At 43.7% G+C, this 16,796-nt stretch carries 14 protein-coding genes and 2 pseudogenes; 7 read left to right on the top strand and 9 right to left on the bottom strand.

The genetic code is table 11. The features are described from left to right. Positions 1-72: 72 nt before the first annotated feature. Together OPS28_RS15500 and OPS28_RS15495 are read right to left on the bottom strand one after the other, a co-directional pair. Positions 73-351, bottom strand: a complete 279-nt coding sequence (locus tag OPS28_RS15500) for a hypothetical protein (protein WP_332017990.1) — start codon at positions 349-351, stop codon at positions 73-75. Positions 352-413: 62 nt separating this feature from the next. Then, positions 414-1,181 (bottom strand): annotated as a pseudogene (locus OPS28_RS15495) (serine hydrolase domain-containing protein). A gap of 87 nt (positions 1,182-1,268) precedes the next feature. Between OPS28_RS15495 and OPS28_RS15490 the strand changes: the two are divergent. Next, positions 1,269-1,970: pseudogene (locus tag OPS28_RS15490) on the top strand (helix-turn-helix domain-containing protein); the annotation flags it as partial. Positions 1,971-2,088: 118 nt separating this feature from the next. Here the strand turns inward: OPS28_RS15490 and OPS28_RS15485 are convergent. Further along, positions 2,089-2,886 carry a putative porin gene (locus OPS28_RS15485; RefSeq protein WP_265610370.1) on the bottom strand — a complete coding sequence of 266 codons (798 nt, stop codon included), beginning with the start codon at positions 2,884-2,886 and terminating at the stop codon, positions 2,089-2,091. A gap of 283 nt (positions 2,887-3,169) precedes the next feature. Between OPS28_RS15485 and OPS28_RS15480 the strand changes: the two genes are divergently transcribed. After that, entirely contained in the window at positions 3,170-5,122 is a 1,953-nt protein-coding gene (locus OPS28_RS15480) for a S9 family peptidase (RefSeq protein WP_265610369.1), read from the top strand. Between the two features lie 73 nt (positions 5,123-5,195). On the opposite strand, the gene OPS28_RS15475 is transcribed toward OPS28_RS15480, so the two are convergent. Continuing rightward, positions 5,196-6,350 (bottom strand): alpha/beta hydrolase-fold protein, encoded by a 1,155-nt coding sequence (locus OPS28_RS15475; RefSeq protein WP_265610368.1) that lies wholly within the window; start codon positions 6,348-6,350, stop codon positions 5,196-5,198. Between the two features lie 297 nt (positions 6,351-6,647). Between OPS28_RS15475 and htpX the strand changes: the two genes are divergently transcribed. After that, the gene (gene htpX / locus OPS28_RS15470; RefSeq protein ID WP_265610367.1) at positions 6,648-7,514 is read left to right on the top strand and encodes a protease HtpX; all 867 of its coding nucleotides are present in this window, start codon (positions 6,648-6,650) and stop codon (positions 7,512-7,514) included. A gap of 17 nt (positions 7,515-7,531) precedes the next feature. Here htpX and ylqF read toward each other — a convergent pair whose 3' ends face one another. Together ylqF and glpD are read right to left on the bottom strand one after the other, a co-directional pair. Next, complete coding sequence (ylqF, locus tag OPS28_RS15465; RefSeq protein WP_265610366.1) at positions 7,532-8,536, bottom strand: ribosome biogenesis GTPase YlqF; 1,005 nt, start codon at positions 8,534-8,536, stop codon at positions 7,532-7,534. A gap of 48 nt (positions 8,537-8,584) precedes the next feature. Further along, the gene (gene glpD / locus OPS28_RS15460; RefSeq protein WP_265610365.1) at positions 8,585-10,093 is read right to left on the bottom strand and encodes a glycerol-3-phosphate dehydrogenase; all 1,509 of its coding nucleotides are present in this window, start codon (positions 10,091-10,093) and stop codon (positions 8,585-8,587) included. A gap of 147 nt (positions 10,094-10,240) precedes the next feature. On the opposite strand from glpD, the gene glpK reads away from it, so the two are divergent. After that, positions 10,241-11,722 (top strand): glycerol kinase GlpK, encoded by a 1,482-nt coding sequence (gene glpK / locus OPS28_RS15455; RefSeq protein WP_265610364.1) that lies wholly within the window; start codon positions 10,241-10,243, stop codon positions 11,720-11,722. A gap of 126 nt (positions 11,723-11,848) precedes the next feature. Beyond that, positions 11,849-12,268, top strand: coding sequence for a hypothetical protein (locus tag OPS28_RS15450; protein ID WP_265610363.1), 420 nt, complete (start codon positions 11,849-11,851; stop codon positions 12,266-12,268). Between the two features lie 61 nt (positions 12,269-12,329). Here OPS28_RS15450 and gpmA read toward each other — a convergent pair whose 3' ends face one another. Further along, positions 12,330-13,079: a 2,3-diphosphoglycerate-dependent phosphoglycerate mutase gene (gpmA, locus tag OPS28_RS15445; protein WP_265610362.1), complete on the bottom strand. Its 750-nt coding sequence runs from the start codon at positions 13,077-13,079 to the stop codon at positions 12,330-12,332. A gap of 177 nt (positions 13,080-13,256) precedes the next feature. Between gpmA and OPS28_RS15440 the strand changes: the two genes are divergently transcribed. Beyond that, positions 13,257-13,403, top strand: coding sequence for a hypothetical protein (locus tag OPS28_RS15440; RefSeq protein WP_265610361.1), 147 nt, complete (start codon positions 13,257-13,259; stop codon positions 13,401-13,403). 367 nt (positions 13,404-13,770) lie between these two features. Here OPS28_RS15440 and OPS28_RS15435 read toward each other — a convergent pair whose 3' ends face one another. Next, complete coding sequence (locus tag OPS28_RS15435; protein ID WP_265610360.1) at positions 13,771-14,550, bottom strand: GNAT family N-acetyltransferase; 780 nt, start codon at positions 14,548-14,550, stop codon at positions 13,771-13,773. A 136-nt stretch (positions 14,551-14,686) separates the two neighbouring features. Next, positions 14,687-14,869 carry a hypothetical protein gene (locus tag OPS28_RS15430; protein WP_265610359.1) on the bottom strand — a complete coding sequence of 61 codons (183 nt, stop codon included), beginning with the start codon at positions 14,867-14,869 and terminating at the stop codon, positions 14,687-14,689. A gap of 680 nt (positions 14,870-15,549) precedes the next feature. Between OPS28_RS15430 and nhaA the strand changes: the two genes are divergently transcribed. Further along, on the top strand, positions 15,550-16,737 hold the full coding sequence (gene nhaA / locus OPS28_RS15425; RefSeq protein WP_265610358.1) for a Na+/H+ antiporter NhaA: 1,188 nt from the start codon (positions 15,550-15,552) through the stop codon (positions 16,735-16,737). Positions 16,738-16,796 lie beyond the last annotated feature (59 nt).

The raw sequence follows: 16,796 nt of genomic DNA, 5'->3' as shown, positions 1-16,796 counted from the left end.
GGTTGTGACATCATCTGACAGGCGGCCACAGATAAGGAGCGGACATACGTTCGTGCTTTCTCAACAGATTATCTACCAGCGCATAACAATGCGTGAAAACAAATCAGGCATCACCAAATATTGTACAGAATCAACCAAATCACGAGACCACACACCATCTTTATTGCCATTCGTTAAGTACACTATTACATAGTGGTCATCTAGATTTTCTTTAAATAATATTCTCACTCTCACGAGGCCCCCGCCATCGTGCCCTAGCTCTTGCCAGCTCCCAGCCTTGTTATAATCCCAACCAGATGAAAAGTATCCCTCATCACCATTGGATAACCGGTATGGTTGCCAGTAATCCATCAACGATTGCTTAGATATTAATTGTCCTTGGGCTATCGCCGACAAAAACTTACTCAGATCACCTAATGTTGAATACGCATCTGTGAAATTGAATAATCTGGAAAGGTGGCTTCATTTTCTTTAAGAGAGCTACCACTCATTGTGTGATAAGCGGTAACGAGCCTTTGCTTAGGGACACTTTCTAACCCAAGCCACGTATTTTGAAGGTTTAGAGGTTTAAAAATTCGGCTATACACTAACTTACGATATGAAGTTTTAGTAACGCACTCTATAACAGACTTAAGTAAGAGATAGTTAGTCTGGTTATACTGCATTTGAGCATCAGGCTCAAACTACATGGGAGCATCTTTTAAGCGACTAATAGCAGTTTCAAACGAAACAGGAAATTTACACTCCTTTTTTTTACAGTTGTAATACTCTGGTAAACCGGACGTATGGTTTAACAATTGCTGGACTCGGATCTTCTGCCAATTAACAGGTAAATCAGTAACATATCTAGATACGTAATCGGATAATTCTAATTTTCCATCTTCGTGGAGTTGCATAACTATCGTGCTAGCAAAAAGCTTAGTTATTGAGTAGATGGGAAAAACTGCTTCGTTGCTAATGGGCTTTGCGCTATTTACATCGCTGATACCGAGATTATTACGAAACATAACTGTTTGATTGTGCATTATCATTAACGCTTGCGCAGGAATTCCATGCTCTTTTGAGTTTTCTTTGAGCTGTTTGTTGATTATTTCACTTAACTCGGTTGTACTGGTGCTGCATCCAGCTACAAAAATACTAATTAGAATAATAACAACTGTTCTTGCTCGAGTAGATTGCATTAGTCAATTCCTTTTTACTAGTAGTAGTTTATTTCTCAGTCAGGGTAGTTTAACGAAAATTGCTTCAACCATACACGCTACTAGAAACGCCACATATTCATAACGCAGTTCTGGCAGGCGAAAATCCAAGTAAAATCAAAACAAACGCCTGAATTTACGCCGCTATCTAAACACACCAACTTAGACGATATCTGCGTCATGAAAGATCACCGCAAAATCCGTAACGATCATACCTTTAGCTATGGCAATAAATTCTGTCTTATTGATTCGCCGCTCAAGCACTCCATTGCCAATCAGAAAATCGAGATAAGGAACACGAGTAAAAAAGGGTTTACGGCTCATTTCGCTGGACGACAGCTCAAAGTATCTGAGGTCATTGAGCCAAACAAAGTCACAATACAAGAGTTGGAAATTCATAAGAAACTAGCGGTGTTGGCCTTGGTCGGTAAACTCGGAAATGTAAGTGCAGCCTCACGCCAAAGTGGTGTATCTCGCGATACTATTTATCGCCACTTAAAATTGGTCAAGCAAGGTGGCCCAGATGCGCTAAAACGTCAAGAAACACCCAACCTACGACATAAAAACCGTTCAGATGCTGAGCTTGAACAAATTGTCATCGACTTCTCACTTGAAACTCCGCACCTTGGTCAACAGCAAGTATCACTGCAATTGAAAGCCAAGAAAAACGTTGATGTGAGTTCTGCTGGGGTTCGCTACATCTGGTTGAGTGAGGACGTGAACACCATGGCTCTGTGTGTTCAACGCGCAAGAAGTGCTGAAAGCGCTTAACAAAGAAAGTAGCCAGTTTAACAACTGGCTGATATGCTATTTACGACAAAGTCGCTCGGTAATTAGGCCGACATAATCCCTTGGTAATCACCCTAATCCAGTTTACCATTGCAAGTGTTTAGAATTGATAGCCTAGGTTAACCTGCCACTGTTTAATTTCTATGTCGTTTTCGCTATAACCTGCGCTCAATGACAGGTTTGGATTGACATAATAGTTTGCCTTTACGCCTACCAGTGAATCACTCCCGACCATTCCCCCTACACTTACGTTCTGATTGAAATAATAATCTACTCCAGAAACCCACGTGTTATCCATACCATCGTAAATATTGACCCCTGCATTCACTGCAAGATAAGTTTCATTTGATAGTTGCGTAAAGTATTTGCTATTAAACGAATAAGCGTCAGTATCGGTAACGGTGCTTGCAGTCACACCCAAATAGCTACCTTGATCTAACTCGTGTTTATAGTTAACACTCAGTTCTACGTTATTATCATCGGTGTCTAACAATCTTGCTTTAACATGTAGATTATTATTGATTCGATAGCCGAGTAAGAAAGATTTAAAATCGTTTCCTGTGCCGTGTACATCAATGTAGTTGCCACCTACAATAATGTCGCCGATGAATGTCTCACCTGATACCAATTTGAACGCAGCACCGTGTTCAGGGTGGGTATAGCCCCCACTTAAAAATGCCTCATTGACCATATAGTCAAATTCAGCATAAGGGCCTGTAGTTGTGCGCGCTGAAAAATAATGCGTGGCGAAAAACGAGTAGGTAGTGAAATCAATACTTCCTGGACCTTCTACGTTTGCGTAAGAGGTGGAAAGAAATGAGTTGTACTCGCCTGCATTCACGGTCGACGCACTCAACGCTAATATAGAAAAAGCCACAGCAGATATGTTTTTATTCATGAACTTCCTTAACTAGTTGGTTTCCATCGCGCGCATGATATGAGTGTTTAGGGCGTTTACAAAGCGAGAAAGTGTATATAAATATGTCCTGTAGCGTATTCGCAGCGAGATCTACTACGTTTACATTCATCTCACATTTGGTTTTTTAAAACTGTTATGGCGAAAATTAATACCAGACACTTTGGTATGGCACAGCGCAACATGTTATCCACCGCAAGGGCCTTGCTAAAACGCCTGACCTAATTAAGACTAATAACCAATTGAATAGAAATGGAATTGTTTGATGAAAATAAAAACCACCCTGGTAACGCTTTTATTCGTGCCGTTCTTTTCGCATGCTGTAGAAGAGCGAGTTGTTAACAACGGAAATTTGGTTCTACAGAATATTCCTGAGATTTCTGAGCAAGTTGTTTCAGACTTGAATCAGTACCAGAACATCCGTTCAGCACCCTTTGAGACGTTTAGCAAAGACGGAGAAAGCATTTTTATAACAACTCGTTTTGGCGAAGTTAGTCAATTACATCGTGTTGATATGCCTAAAGGTGCCCGTCATCAAATCACATTCTTCAAAGAGCCGATAGGCTCTGTAGTTCGCCAGCCTGGTACCGACAAAATTGCGTTTACAATGGATGCTGGAGGCAGCGAGTATTCCCAGATATTTTTACTCGACCCCAATACGGGCAAAAGTTCCATGCTGACCGACGGAAAATCTCGTAATAGCGCGCTTGAATGGAGTGAGTCGGGCAAGTGGTTGGCTTATCAAAGCACAGAACGTAATGGCAGTGCCAATGACATATGGATAATGAACCCGCAATCACCTGATAAGCGTAGAGTGGTACTTGAATCCCAAGATGGTAGCTGGTGGGGACCTATAGATTGGAATGATAAGGATACTAAAATTCTAGCTCAGCAATACATCAGTGCAAGCGACTCGCGCATCTTCCTACTCGATGTTGAATCCGGTGAGCAAACGTTAATTGACGGAAGTGAACAGTCGCCATCAGTCAATTACGCTTGGGCATTTGGCAAAGATAATAATGGTTATTTTCTATCCACAAATCAAAAAAGTGAATTCACCCAGTTGGCCTATCGGGATATTACAAAGGATACGTTGGAAATTATCACTGATAAAATAAATTGGGATGTTCAAGGCTTCGCTATTAGTCACAATGGTGAACGCGCGGCCTTCACCACTAACGAAGATGGTATTAGTAAATTATATTTACTGGACACAAAGAATTTTAGATACGAACCTGTTAGCTCTATCCCGGTTGGGCTGGTAGGTAGCATTGAATTTAGCCCGGATGACAGCAAATTAGCAATGACCTTAAATACTGCGCAAACGCCGAGTGATACATTCGTACTGGATCTGAAGCGTCAACCTACCAGTTACGGTAAACTGACTCGCTGGACCTTTAGTGAAGTGGGCGGCTTAAACACGGATAATTTTGTGTTACCTGAGCTGGTACGTTACCCCACCTTTGATGACCGTCAGATCCCGGCGTTTGTTTACAAACCTGAAGCTGACGGTCCACGTCCGGTAATTATATCCATACATGGGGGTCCAGAGGGGCAATCTCGGCCTTCGTTTGCTAGTACTTACCAACTTTGGATGGATACGCTTGGCGCGGCAGTGGTTGTGCCTAACGTAAGAGGGTCATCAGGTTATGGGAAAGAGTATATCAATCTGGACAATGGCTTTAATCGCGAAGATTCGGTTAAAGATATTGGCGCATTGTTAGATTGGATCGCCACTCAACCGGATTTAGATGAAAACCGCGTTGCTGTGTTTGGTGGCAGTTATGGCGGTTATATGGTTCTAGCCAGTGCCGTTCACTACAGCGACAGACTAAGTGCAGCGGTAGACATTGTTGGTATTTCTAACTTTGTGACTTTTTTGAAAAACACCAAAGACTATCGCCGCGACCTTCGCCGTGTTGAGTACGGTGATGAGCGCGACCAAAAAATGCACGATTTCTTACAAAAAATCAGCCCTAGTAACAGCGTTGATAAAATTGACGTACCGATGTTTGTTATTCAGGGCGAGAATGATCCGCGCGTGCCTGTGAGTGAAGCTGAGCAAATCGTTAAAGCCTTACGCGATGAAGGTAAAGAAGTGTGGTACATGAACGCGTTAAACGAAGGGCATGGATACCGCAAGAAAGAGAATCGCGACGTTTATCAGCAGGCTGTTGTGATGTTCTTTGAAGAATATTTGGTGAAACCTAAGCAATAGTATCAAAATAGCACTACCATTCTTGTGTTTAATGCGAGAATGGTAGTGAAGTATTTAGCTACCTCAGGTAACGCTATTTTTGCAGAAGTTTTGTCAGACGGTCTTTTCTTGCCACATAAACCCCATAGCCGTCATAATCCTCTGATGCGAGTGACAATGCTTTATTTACCTGCTCAAGTGATTTCCGATATTGACCTGATTGTTCGTAGCCATACGCTAAGCCGTTATAGGCATCGGGAGAATTGGGATAATGCTCAATGCCATATTTAAATAATTTGGTGGCTTCTTCAAAATTTTGTTGGTTGACATAGTAATAGCCAAGTTCGCGAATTATCCACTCTGCAGCTTCAATGTGTTCGCCGCGCTGGTTGGATACATTTTTATAATATTCTTCAATAGACGATAAGCTGCCATCGTAGTGGTGTGGTTGCATAAACTCGGAATAGAATAAGTTGTGATAGGCACTGAAACCTGCCGCGCTACTAACAAGATTATGCGGGACATTCTCGAAGGTTTCGTTAACCCAACGTAATCCTTTCGGTTGGTTTTCTTTAATTCCAACAATCATATTGTCGTAATAGGAACGCATTGGAGCTGCTTCGTTTCCAATGGCAGTATAGATAAAGTGATCGAGGGCTGTGGCGTTCTTTAAGAATGCAACGGTAGTCTTTCCCGTTGCACCATAGTTCCACCACACCGCTGGACTGTAAGCTAATGCGGCGTCAAATAATGCTGGATTTTTCTGTACCGCATATAAAGAGAATACGCCAGCAGCTGACGCCCCCGCGATAACGCGAAAATCGTGCACACGGTACTTACTTTCAATCACAGGCATAAGCTCTGTAGTGATAAAGTTAAGAAAGTTAGCGCCGCCACCGCCAATACCGACCGGACCATTAGGATCGCGATTTACTGTGGGATATAAGTCGCGCAGACGCTCTGTGTTTTCTATGGCAACAATAATGACTTCCGGCGCCGCGCTTTGCGCTTGTAAGCTCTCTAAAACCGCATTCATCATAACCAGATTGGTAGCGCCATCGAGGCGATAAATAACCGGATACTTCTTATCAGGATTTTTATCGTAGCTCTTGGGCAACTGCACAGTGACCGTCCTTTCCTCGTTGAGTACTTCAGATTGGATACGTTCAGTATGCAAGGTGTAAGAACCAGAATCAGCTTTATTAGATGTTTGACCTATTACGGATAATGAAGCAAATAGAGTGTTCACAATGATTGTTATAAAGATGAATAGAGTAGGAAGTTTCAAAATTATTCTTTTATTATAATGATTTAGTTAAATTAATATATCACCTGAGAGTGAGAATTAGAATGAGTTGAACGTACCTTTACTCGGTGGACCTTTACTGTTTAAGCCCAAATGGCGATTTTTAGCGGGTCTTTTTTAATCAGATAGTTTAACCCGATTGCTCATTACCTACCGTCAAAACAATTTTTAATCCTCATACTTGAGCTTTTTCGCTTCCGTAACCATATTATGGGCGTGAACGCATTTTAGGATTTATCCATGTTACGCATTGCACTTTTTATCGGTACTAATATTGCCATCATGGCATTACTAAGCATTACCTTTAGCCTGTTTGGTTTTCAGGGATTGTTGGCAGAAAACGGCGTCGATTTGGACCTGACTGCGCTGCTCATCTATTCTGCAGTAATAGGGTTTAGCGGCGCATTTATCTCACTCTTTTTGTCAAAATTTATGGCGAAAAAGAGTATGGGGGTCCACGTTATAGACCAGCCAAGGAATGCTTCTGAACAATGGCTTTTACGTACAGTCGAGCGGCAAGCTAAACAAGCGGGTATTGGCATGCCCGAAGTAGGTATTTTCGAGCACCCGTCGTTAAATGCATTCGCCACTGGTTGGAATAAGAACAATGCATTAGTTGCCGTCAGCACAGGTTTACTCCAAGGAATGCGCGAAAATGAAGTGGAAGCGGTGTTAGCGCATGAAGTAAGTCACGTAGCAAATGGCGATATGGTAACTATGACCTTGCTGCAAGGTGTGGTGAATACCTTTGTTGTGTTTTTATCACGCGTTATTGGCCACATTGTGGATCGTGTGGTGTTTAAAGTTGAACGAGGACACGGCCCTGCGTTCTGGATTGTGTCGATTATTGCTGAAGTAGTGCTAGGCTTCCTGGCGATGATGATTGTAATGTGGTTTTCGCGTCATCGAGAGTTCAGAGCGGATGCGGGAGGCGCAGCGCTTACCAGCAAACAAGATATGGCGGCGGCGCTGATGCGCCTCAAACAACATCAGGACTCCCCGAAACTGCCTGATGAAATGGCCGCTTTCGCCATTAGTGCAGGTAAAGTGCAGGCATTGTTTTCAAGCCATCCTCCACTTGAAAAACGGATTGAAGCATTGGGTTAGGAAGCGATTTAGACTTTTCAGTTACGGCGCTTTTTCATTCGTTGACTTTGCGCCTCACGTTTTTCGTTGCGCTTTTCCTTGCGGTCTTGTTTATCCGGCGTCAGTGAGCCTTCTTTGAATTTCTGTTTACGCTTTGCTTTTGCGGCCGCTTTTGCTGCGGCGGCTTCCGCCATCTCAATTTTCTCTTTCTCCAGCATTGCTGGCGTTTCAAGACTAACTCGACCTAACTTACCCGATTGTAATTCGTTGAGTAGCACTTCGCAGATTTTATGTAGATTCACACGGCCGCCAGCCATTATTGCACCCCGTTTTTTCGCAGCGGCCTCCAAAAACTCTATTTCTGTCGGTGGCAATGTATCGAGTTTATAGCGTTCTTGCATGCGTTCAGGGTAAGCTTTAATTAAATAATCGGCGGCAAAAAAACCGACATCGTCATATTCCATTGCCGTGTTTTTCACCGCGCCCGACGAAGCTAACCGGTAGATAGAATGAGGGTTTTCTAGTTTTGGCCACAATACACCGGGTGTATCATAAAGCACTATTCCACTACCTAAATTAATCCGTTGCTGACTTTTTGTTACGGCAGGTTCATTGCCTGTTTTTGCAATAGTGCGTTCGGCCAGGATATTTATCAGCGTGGATTTACCCACATTAGGGATACCGGTGATCATGGCATTAATGTGCTTAGCTGAAGCGTCTTTGTGCGCGCAAATAGTACGAATCAAATTGATAATCTGTTTACTGTTTGCAGGATTATCGCTCGAGGTCGTGATGGTTTTTACGTGACGTTCAGATTCAAGGTAGGCTTGCCAATCGGCAGTAATGTCCGGATCTGCTAAGTCGAATTTATTCAAGATTTTGATACAGGGTTTGTCGCCCCGTATCTTAGCAATTTCTGGATTTTCACTCGAGTAAGGAATACGAGCATCAAGCACTTCAATCAATATATCAACCTGACTGAGGGATTCTTTAATTTCTTTTAGGGCTTTGTGCATGTGCCCTGGGAACCACTGTAATGCCACCGTAATTTTCCTCACCGTACTAACAAATGCAGTAGTTTACTGCATTTATTAGTGATTGACATAATTCATCAGGGTCGCAAGATAAGTATTAAGTCTCGCCACCTCTTGTTTAGTGAATAGCAGACCTTTTTTTGTTCTTCTCCATAAAACGTCATCCGCTGTTTGTGCCCATTCCGATTGGCAAAGATAGTTCACTTCGGCCTGATATAACTGGTGTCCAAAATGTACGCCTAAATCCTGGAGTGATGATGCATGGTTAAGAAACGTCTCGCATAGCCTGCCGTAGCGGCACACATACTCTTTGCTAAGGGCGCCAGGAAGCCAAGGGTAACGTTGCCTATATTCAGCCTGCAAGGCCGCTTTGTCTTTAAAATCTCCCCCTGGAAGGGGGGCTGATGCGGTCCATGCCGAGCCTATATTTTCGAAATGCTTGGAGAGTTTGTTAACCGCTTGTTCCGCTAGCCGTCTATAGGTGGTTATTTTCCCGCCAAAAACATTAAGTAGCAGGGGGTGATTACGTGATCCTTTAAGTTCGAGCCTATAATCTCTCGTCACTGTCTGTGCTGAGGAATTTTCTTCCTCTAATAATGGACGTACACCGCTAAAAGTATGGACGATATCTTGTTTTGAGATTTTTGAACGGAAATAGTGGTTAATAATATTGATCAGGTAATCTTTCTCTGCCTCCGAAATACGTGCATCAGCGGGGTCCCCCGTATAATCCACATCGGTAGTGCCAATTAACGAAAATGCATTTTCGAACGGGATAGCGAATACAATTCGCTGGTCTTCATTTTGCAAAATATATGCTTCGTCTGAGGCATAAAGCTTCGGCACCACAATATGACTTCCTTTTACTAGACGAATCGTTTTCTTTTTTGATGTACCCTCCAAACTGTCTAACGTGGGAAGTACCCACGGGCCAGCTGCATTAACTATTGCTCGGGTAATGAATTTTTCTTCACCGGTCTGAGGTCGTCTAATAGTGACCAGCCAATGATCTTGTAGTTTTTTTGCGCCTAAGAAAGGCGTTCTGGGTAATATTCGGGCACCGTTCTGGCTGGCGGCCAAAGCATTCAAGATAACTAATCGCGCATCATCTACCCAACCATCCGAATATTCAAAACAGGTCGTGATAGTTGGAACAAGCGGACTCGTTTCATCACAGGTTATACGTTTTGATGAAGGTAAGTGATTTCGCTTAGCTAGCCTGTCATAAAGGAATAAACCCATCCTTATCATCCAAACAGGACGCAAGTGGGGTTGATGGGGCAAACGAAAGCGTAATGGACGCATGATATGAGGAGCGTTACCGAGCAAGACTTCCCGTTCTTTTAGAGCAGCATGAACGAGCTTGAATTCGCGCTGTTCCAAATAGCGCAAGCCACCGTGAATAAGTTTGCTGGAGGAGGAGGAGGTTGCACCGCCAAGGTCACCTTTTTCACATAGGACAACCGAGAGTCCACGTCCAGCAGCATCAGCCGCTATACCAGCGCCGTTAATTCCGCCGCCAACTACGAGCAAATCAAAATGTGCAGGTGCATTAGAATTACGCACGTGATTTTATAGGCCTAAACGCTATAGTAATGTTTTAAGCATAATACATGCTGATACATTAAATGTGTTAAATGCGGGTATATCGTGAATCTGAATGTGTTGATTCACACTGCAATTATTGAATCCTAAAAATATGAAAGGTGATCCATGCGTTACATTCTTGCCATTGATCAGGGCACTACCAGTTCACGAAGTATAATTTTTTCGGATAATGGCGATATCGTAGCCATGGCACAAAAAGAATTCGCACAATCGTATCCAAAAGATGGCTGGGTAGAACATGATCCAGAAGCTATCTGGCAAAGTGTGAAAGAAACCATGAGAACTGTTTTTAAAAAATGTCAGCTCACACCGCAAGATATAGCATCGATCGGGATTACCAATCAGCGGGAAACCACAGTGGTGTGGAATAAACATACTGGTAAACCTGTCTATCCTGCGATTGTTTGGCAAGACAGGCGAACCGCCGAGCAGTGTCGCAAACTTAATCAGAATACGACTATGGCTGACTACGTTAAAAACACTACTGGATTACTACTCGATCCTTATTTTTCCGCCACCAAAATTAATTGGATACTCAATAATGTAGAGGGCGCTCACGAAAGCGCGGATAAGGAAGAGCTGCTTTTCGGTACGGTAGACAGCTTTTTAATTTGGCGTCTGACAGGAGGGCGAGCGCATGCAACCGATGCCACTAATGCTTCACGTACAATGTTGTTCAATATTTGTTCCCAGCAATGGGACAGCAAGTTACTGAAATGCTTTGATATACCGTTATCCATGCTTCCGGAAGTAAAAGACAGTGCGGCAGATTTTGGAGTACTTGATAAGGATATTTTAGGTGTACAGATTCCCATACAGGGCGTAGCCGGCGACCAACAAGCTGCGCTTATAGGCCAAACCTGTTTCGAGAAAGGCATGGCTAAAAGCACCTACGGAACAGGATGCTTTATGATCCTAAATACCGGCGATAAGCCTTTAGTTTCTGAAAACAGATTGCTTTCTACCATTGCATACCGATTAGATGGGAACGTAACCTATGGTTTGGAAGGCAGTATTTTTATGGCAGGGGCCACGGTGCAGTGGCTACGTGATGGTCTGCACCTGATTAATAATGCGGCTGAGACTGAAGCCTTAGCGCTGCGAGCCAGGCAAAATAACGGGGTTTTCCTTGTGCCAGCATTTACTGGTCTGGGCGCGCCTTATTGGGATCCGAATGCACGGGGAGCAATTTTAGGACTCACGCGAGATACGGGGATAAGTGAAATTGTTGCAGCTGGCCTTCAATCGGTTTGTTATCAAACAAAAGATTTGCAGAAAGCCATGGAGAGTGATGGCGCCCGGCCCAATACCTTAAGGGTAGATGGAGGTATGGCGAACAACGATTGGGTTATGGGGTTCCTGGCCGATATTTTAGGCGCACAGGTTCAGCGTCCGGTGATAACGGAAACCACGGCGCTCGGGGCGGCTTACTTGGCCGGTCTTCAGGCTGGTATTTACTCGTCATTGGAAGAGCTGGCTGATAAATGGCAGGTAGAGCACACATTTACACCTCGCATGACTAAAGCCGAACGTGACCAAGCTTACCATAACTGGCAGGAGGCAGTAGCACGTATTCGAACACATTGATACCTCAATTTTTAGAAATTATTTAAAATCAAAAAAGAACCGAACCCTTTATTCTTCTGTACGTTTATTCATCACTAGACAAAATTATTGCTGGTGAAATACAAAACATCACGTGAGGAGATGAAAATGGTAAGACATTTGTTAGTGGTTGTTTTAGTAGGTTGGCTAGCTGGCTGTGTGGTACATACTCATGACGACTGGGAAGGCATGAGCCAGACTGAGATTGCATCATGGAAAGCGGCAGGTTTCACTGCTGAACAAGCGCAAGACTGGCGTGAGGCGGGCTTCACAGTTCCGCAAGCACAAGCCTGGAATACCGGTACATTTACAGTAGTTGAAGCGCGTGAATGGCACCAAGCAGGTTACATGGCATCTGATGCAGCACAGTGGCGCGCGGCTGGGCTAACTTACCGAGAAGCGGCAGAATGGCGAAACCATCAGTTTACGCCCAACGAAGCCCGTCGTTGGATCGAGTCCGGCTATGATTTATCGGGAGCGATTGAACAGCGAGCAAATGGGCTGGAGCCTATTGATCGTACCTACTAACGCTTATTTGTAAATGAACAAGCACAGATTAATTACATCTGTGCTTTTTTATGCTGCTATATTATTTTTTGGCACTGCCTTGCTTCGCAACGGCGTCCATCATGGCTTTGATTTTTTCAGGGTCCCCTAAGTATTCTTTTGAAATCGGCTTAAGATCTTTATCTAATTCGTAAACCAAGGGGACACCGGTGGGGATATTTAAGCTAAGGACTTCTTCCTCAGACATGCCGTCCAAATATTTCACCAGTGCGCGAAGGCTGTTCCCGTGCGCGGCAATAATAATGTTTTCTCCGCGTTGGATAGCCGGACGAATTTCGTCATGCCAGTAGGGCAGAACACGCTCGATGGTTAACGCTAAACTTTCCCCGCGAGGTAAAATAACAGGGTCAATATGACTATAGCGGCGGTCATGACCCGGAAAATATTTATCGTCCATTTCAACAAATGGAGGGGGAATATCGAAACTGCGACGCCAAATTTTTACTTGCTCTTCACCATGTTTTGCGGCTGTTTCGGCTTTATCTAACCCCGTTAGTGCGCCATAATGACGTTCGTTCAAGCGCCAGCTGCGTTTAACGGGTAAGTAGTGTTGCCCCATTTCTTCTAACGCAATATTTAATGTTTTTATAGCTCGCAAAAGTACCGAGGTATAGGCGGTGTCGAATTCAAAGCCTGCTTCTTTTAGCATCTGGCCAGCATTTTTAGCTTGAGCGACGCCAGTTTCAGTCAGGTTGACGTCGTGCCACCCCGTGAACCGGTTTTCAAGATTCCATTGACTTTCCCCGTGACGGATAAGTACCAGTTTATACATTTACGTTACCTTATCAGCTGAATTACGATTTGCGAGGGCCTAATCATCCTTGATATGAGCACAAAGATCCAGCATTGACGCGCTATTGGTAAAGATTAAATTTATCGCCAGGCCAAATCCCTATTTACCTATAACCGTATAAATCAGACATGAATCTGTTTAAAAAAGGGGGTGGAAATGGACAGGTGGATTGACAATATCAAACCCAAAAAACGCAAATTAAAAAGAGTGCTCAAAAAAGCACTAATAGCGCCGGAAAATGAAGTGAAGCGCTACCATAATCAGCCTCGAGGAGTAAGGTCTGACGCTGTCTTTGCCAGATAAATGGTATGGAAAAGGGGACACCTCGATGGTTTTTTGCAAAGCGCCTTGGTGAACTCACGAGCTATGGTGCGCCTTTTGAAAGAAATAAACGTCTTTTTAGGAACAGACTAGCAAACATAGCGGACTTCCGGGGACGTGAAGGTGTCTTCAAAGTTTGGCTTGTTGGGTTGCTGAGAGCGATAAAGAAACTGCAGTGACAATGAACTAATCCCTGCGCTCGCTATCGGTGAGAAATGCTTATTCTTGCCCAATAATTTACGAGTACGCAATTAACTGGGTTTTTTATTGTCTTGGTTATCTGCTTTCTCAGGTCTCCTGATTAACTGTTTGCCAAATCCCTCCAAGCGAGATGTTTAACGACGATAATTTAGGTCACTTTTTTATAAAGCTGAATGGGAAACTGATGCTTAAAGCCTAACTTTTCGTAAAGTGGTAATCCCGCCTTCGATGCCTGCAAAACGATGTACTTTGCCTGCCAGGCTGAACAGGTCTGAATTACTGTGTGCATCACCTGTTTGGCAATTCCTTTTCCCTGAGCATTTTGTTTAACGCCCATCTGGTGAACGCCAATCGTTTCACCCGTTTTAAAAAGCAACACTGTTGCCACCGCTTGCCCATCCAGCCAGCCCAAAAGCAACGTCATGTCCTTGTCATTGGGCAAGGCGTCTATTACCTCAGGGGCGATGGCGTAGGCAAAGGCATTACTGGCAATATCAATCCACCGCTTCACGTCGGCTTGGCAGGTCACTACTGTCATCTGAAAAGATGACTGAGCCGAGTGCAGCTTGCTTCGCTCTTTTTGTTGCTGGTGAATATCGAGGTACATCGCCACTTGCTTGGTGCTGCAGCTCCAGTCCCTCAGGAGTAATTGTTTGGCAAGTTTGTCAAACGCACCTATCTGTTTTTGGGTTCGCGGAGACCAAAGTGGTATCACCGCAGACGCGGGTAACATAGTTAACCATTCACTGTAATGTACCGCGTGGGGCAAGTGAAACCGAGCCGTGTCATCTTGATCCTCATACCAAGCACGAAAAGGCCAGCTATTATTGAGATAAAACCCTTCAGCTGAGGGCATATAAACCGATTTCGCGCCGTACCTTTTCCACAGGCGGGTCAGATTTAGAAGGTTAGCATCATCAATGTGCATTTGCTGGCTCCCTGTTTAACAATATTACACCAATAATAAGCGCGACCGCCCCCCGCTACCTTTACACTATCGACGGATTTTTGTGGCAAATTGAACCACCCGAAATGGCTCGCTATAACGGCTTTTAGAATCCGTCCTATCCCTTTACCCCAAACGCAAATGATTCGGGCAATTCTGCGGCCCGATAGATCACTGCGTGTTTACTGACCGTTGTGACTTTTGCTATCTTGCAAATGGCCTCAAATGTCTCATCAGTAAGTAGCGCATATGACGCTAAAGCGGGCTTCAAAACTAATGAAAACGGTTCATGCTCATTCACTGTTGCGCTCCTTCATTCGTATTCTTGTGCCACCCGACCACGAAATCCAATACCTATGCTTCAGTGTAACTACGCGAATATCCGTTCTACCATTAGAACGTTACGCGAGCCGCATAGGTTCTGGTCATGTTTTATAACCCTAACGAGCTATAGCAGAGTATTGTCAATAGTCTGTAGAAGAGCAATGCTCTATGTCTATAACCAAACCAGAGGGGGTGTAGGTCCTATGCTAGCGTCATACGGTTTAACCCCTTAGTTCTATAACGATTTTGCTTGTTAAATTGCGAAGCCCCTGAACACCGCTTCCAACCTAGTTGATGAGCCTGTCGCAATAATTATCGAGTTTGTCGTAACAGCTGAGATTTTTTAGTTTAAGAAACACGTCCGTGCGAATACGTATGATTTTTTCATTTATCAAAGCGCCGAAAATCGTCAACTGATCTATTTTCAAGCAACGTGATTATAAAATTGTCAGCTCAAAGTGCCACCGAAAATGTATATTCTATTGTCCTGGAGATATTGCTGAGGAGATTGTATATGGTTAATTTAAGGTAACGGCTCCAATTCATATCGGAAATGTCTAAAACGCTATTTTATTCAATTAGATTGTTTGCAAAATAAGTTTTTCAATATGACATTCCTCTGTAATATTGGTTTCGCAACGCAAAACGGAACATTTAATGCAAAATCAACAAGAATCTTTTATTCAATCCTTTTTTAAATTGCAGTCGGCAGGCGGGATCTTGCTGTTTATCGCTGCACTACTTGCCATTATTCTTGCCAATTCTCCGCTATCCACGTATTACGATATGTTTTTATCTACACCTGTGGAAGTGCGTGTAGGCGCGTTAAAGATTGCGAAACCCTTGTTGTTGTGGATTAACGATGGTTTGATGGCGGTTTTCTTCTTTTTAGTGGGACTTGAGCTTAAACGAGAGCTGGTGGAGGGTGAACTGGCAGATAAGCGAAATATTATTCTACCAGGCGCAGGAGCTATAGGGGGGATGCTGGTTCCTGCCCTTATTTATGCTTATTTTAATTACGATGACCCGGTGGCGATTAAAGGTTGGGCTATTCCCGCCGCCACGGATATTGCTTTTGCCTTGGGTGTATTAACGCTACTAGGTCCGCGCGTACCTCTATCTGTTAAGGTGTTTTTAACCTCTCTCGCTATTTTCGACGATATCGGCGCCATTCTTATTATTGCGTTTTTCTACACTTCAAAAATTTCACTTACTGCACTCATTATTGTGGCATTTTGTATCCCGGTACTGACAATTTTGAATCGACAAGGGGTCGTATCGAAAAGTCCATACATCTTAATTGGTATCATCATGTGGATCGCTACACTCAAATCAGGCGTTCATGCGACATTGGCAGGTGTGGTATTGGCTATGTTTATCCCCCTGCGGAGCAAAGAAGGGGACAACTACTCACCACTGAAATCGTTAGAACATGATTTGCATTCCGTGGTCGGTTTCTTTGTGTTGCCGGTGTTTGCCTTCGCTAATGCAGGGCTAAATTTACAAGGCGTGAGTTTCGACCAAATTAAACATGGCGTACCAGTAGGTATTACACTGGGCCTGTTCGTGGGTAAGCAAATTGGCATCTTCGGTTTTTGCTGGTTAGCTGTGAAAATGAGCCTGACAAAATTACCTGGTAATGTATCCTGGTTAACCCTATATGGCACTTCAGCTCTGTGTGGAATAGGTTTTACCATGAGTTTATTTATCGGCTCGCTGGCATTTGAAGAAACAGGCGTCAACCTGTTGTTTGACGAACGATTAGGGATCGTCATAGGTTCAATACTTTCCGGGGTACTAGGCTACTTCATTCTCAAAATAAGTTTAAATCGAACCCCTGTTTAAGCTGTTTTTAAGTAGGTGCTTGTCTAGTAGATGAGCACTTTCACTCACTAATCTTTCTA

The organism is Alteromonas sp. ASW11-130, assembly GCF_026183735.1.
Taxonomy (GTDB): Bacteria; Pseudomonadota; Gammaproteobacteria; order Enterobacterales; family Alteromonadaceae; genus Alteromonas.
Note: the sequence above shows the minus strand (reverse complement) of the source record. Positions and strands in the feature narration are given on the sequence as shown.

Excerpts from the sequence above, each read along its gene's own strand:
- OPS28_RS15435 (WP_265610360.1), bottom strand. The coding sequence starts at position 14,550 with ATGCACATTGATGATGCTAACCTTCTAAATCTGACCCGCCTGTGGAAA.
- gpmA (WP_265610362.1), bottom strand. The coding sequence starts at position 13,079 with ATGTATAAACTGGTACTTATCCGTCACGGGGAAAGTCAATGGAATCTT.
- OPS28_RS15450 (WP_265610363.1), top strand. The coding sequence starts at position 11,849 with ATGGTAAGACATTTGTTAGTGGTTGTTTTAGTAGGTTGGCTAGCTGGC.
- OPS28_RS15480 (WP_265610369.1), top strand. The coding sequence starts at position 3,170 with ATGAAAATAAAAACCACCCTGGTAACGCTTTTATTCGTGCCGTTCTTT.
- htpX (WP_265610367.1), top strand. The coding sequence starts at position 6,648 with ATGTTACGCATTGCACTTTTTATCGGTACTAATATTGCCATCATGGCA.
- OPS28_RS15440 (WP_265610361.1), top strand. The coding sequence starts at position 13,257 with ATGGACAGGTGGATTGACAATATCAAACCCAAAAAACGCAAATTAAAA.
- OPS28_RS15500 (WP_332017990.1), bottom strand. The coding sequence starts at position 351 with ATGGATTACTGGCAACCATACCGGTTATCCAATGGTGATGAGGGATAC.
- nhaA (WP_265610358.1), top strand. The coding sequence starts at position 15,550 with ATGCAAAATCAACAAGAATCTTTTATTCAATCCTTTTTTAAATTGCAG.
- glpK (WP_265610364.1), top strand. The coding sequence starts at position 10,241 with ATGCGTTACATTCTTGCCATTGATCAGGGCACTACCAGTTCACGAAGT.
- OPS28_RS15485 (WP_265610370.1), bottom strand. The coding sequence starts at position 2,886 with ATGAATAAAAACATATCTGCTGTGGCTTTTTCTATATTAGCGTTGAGT.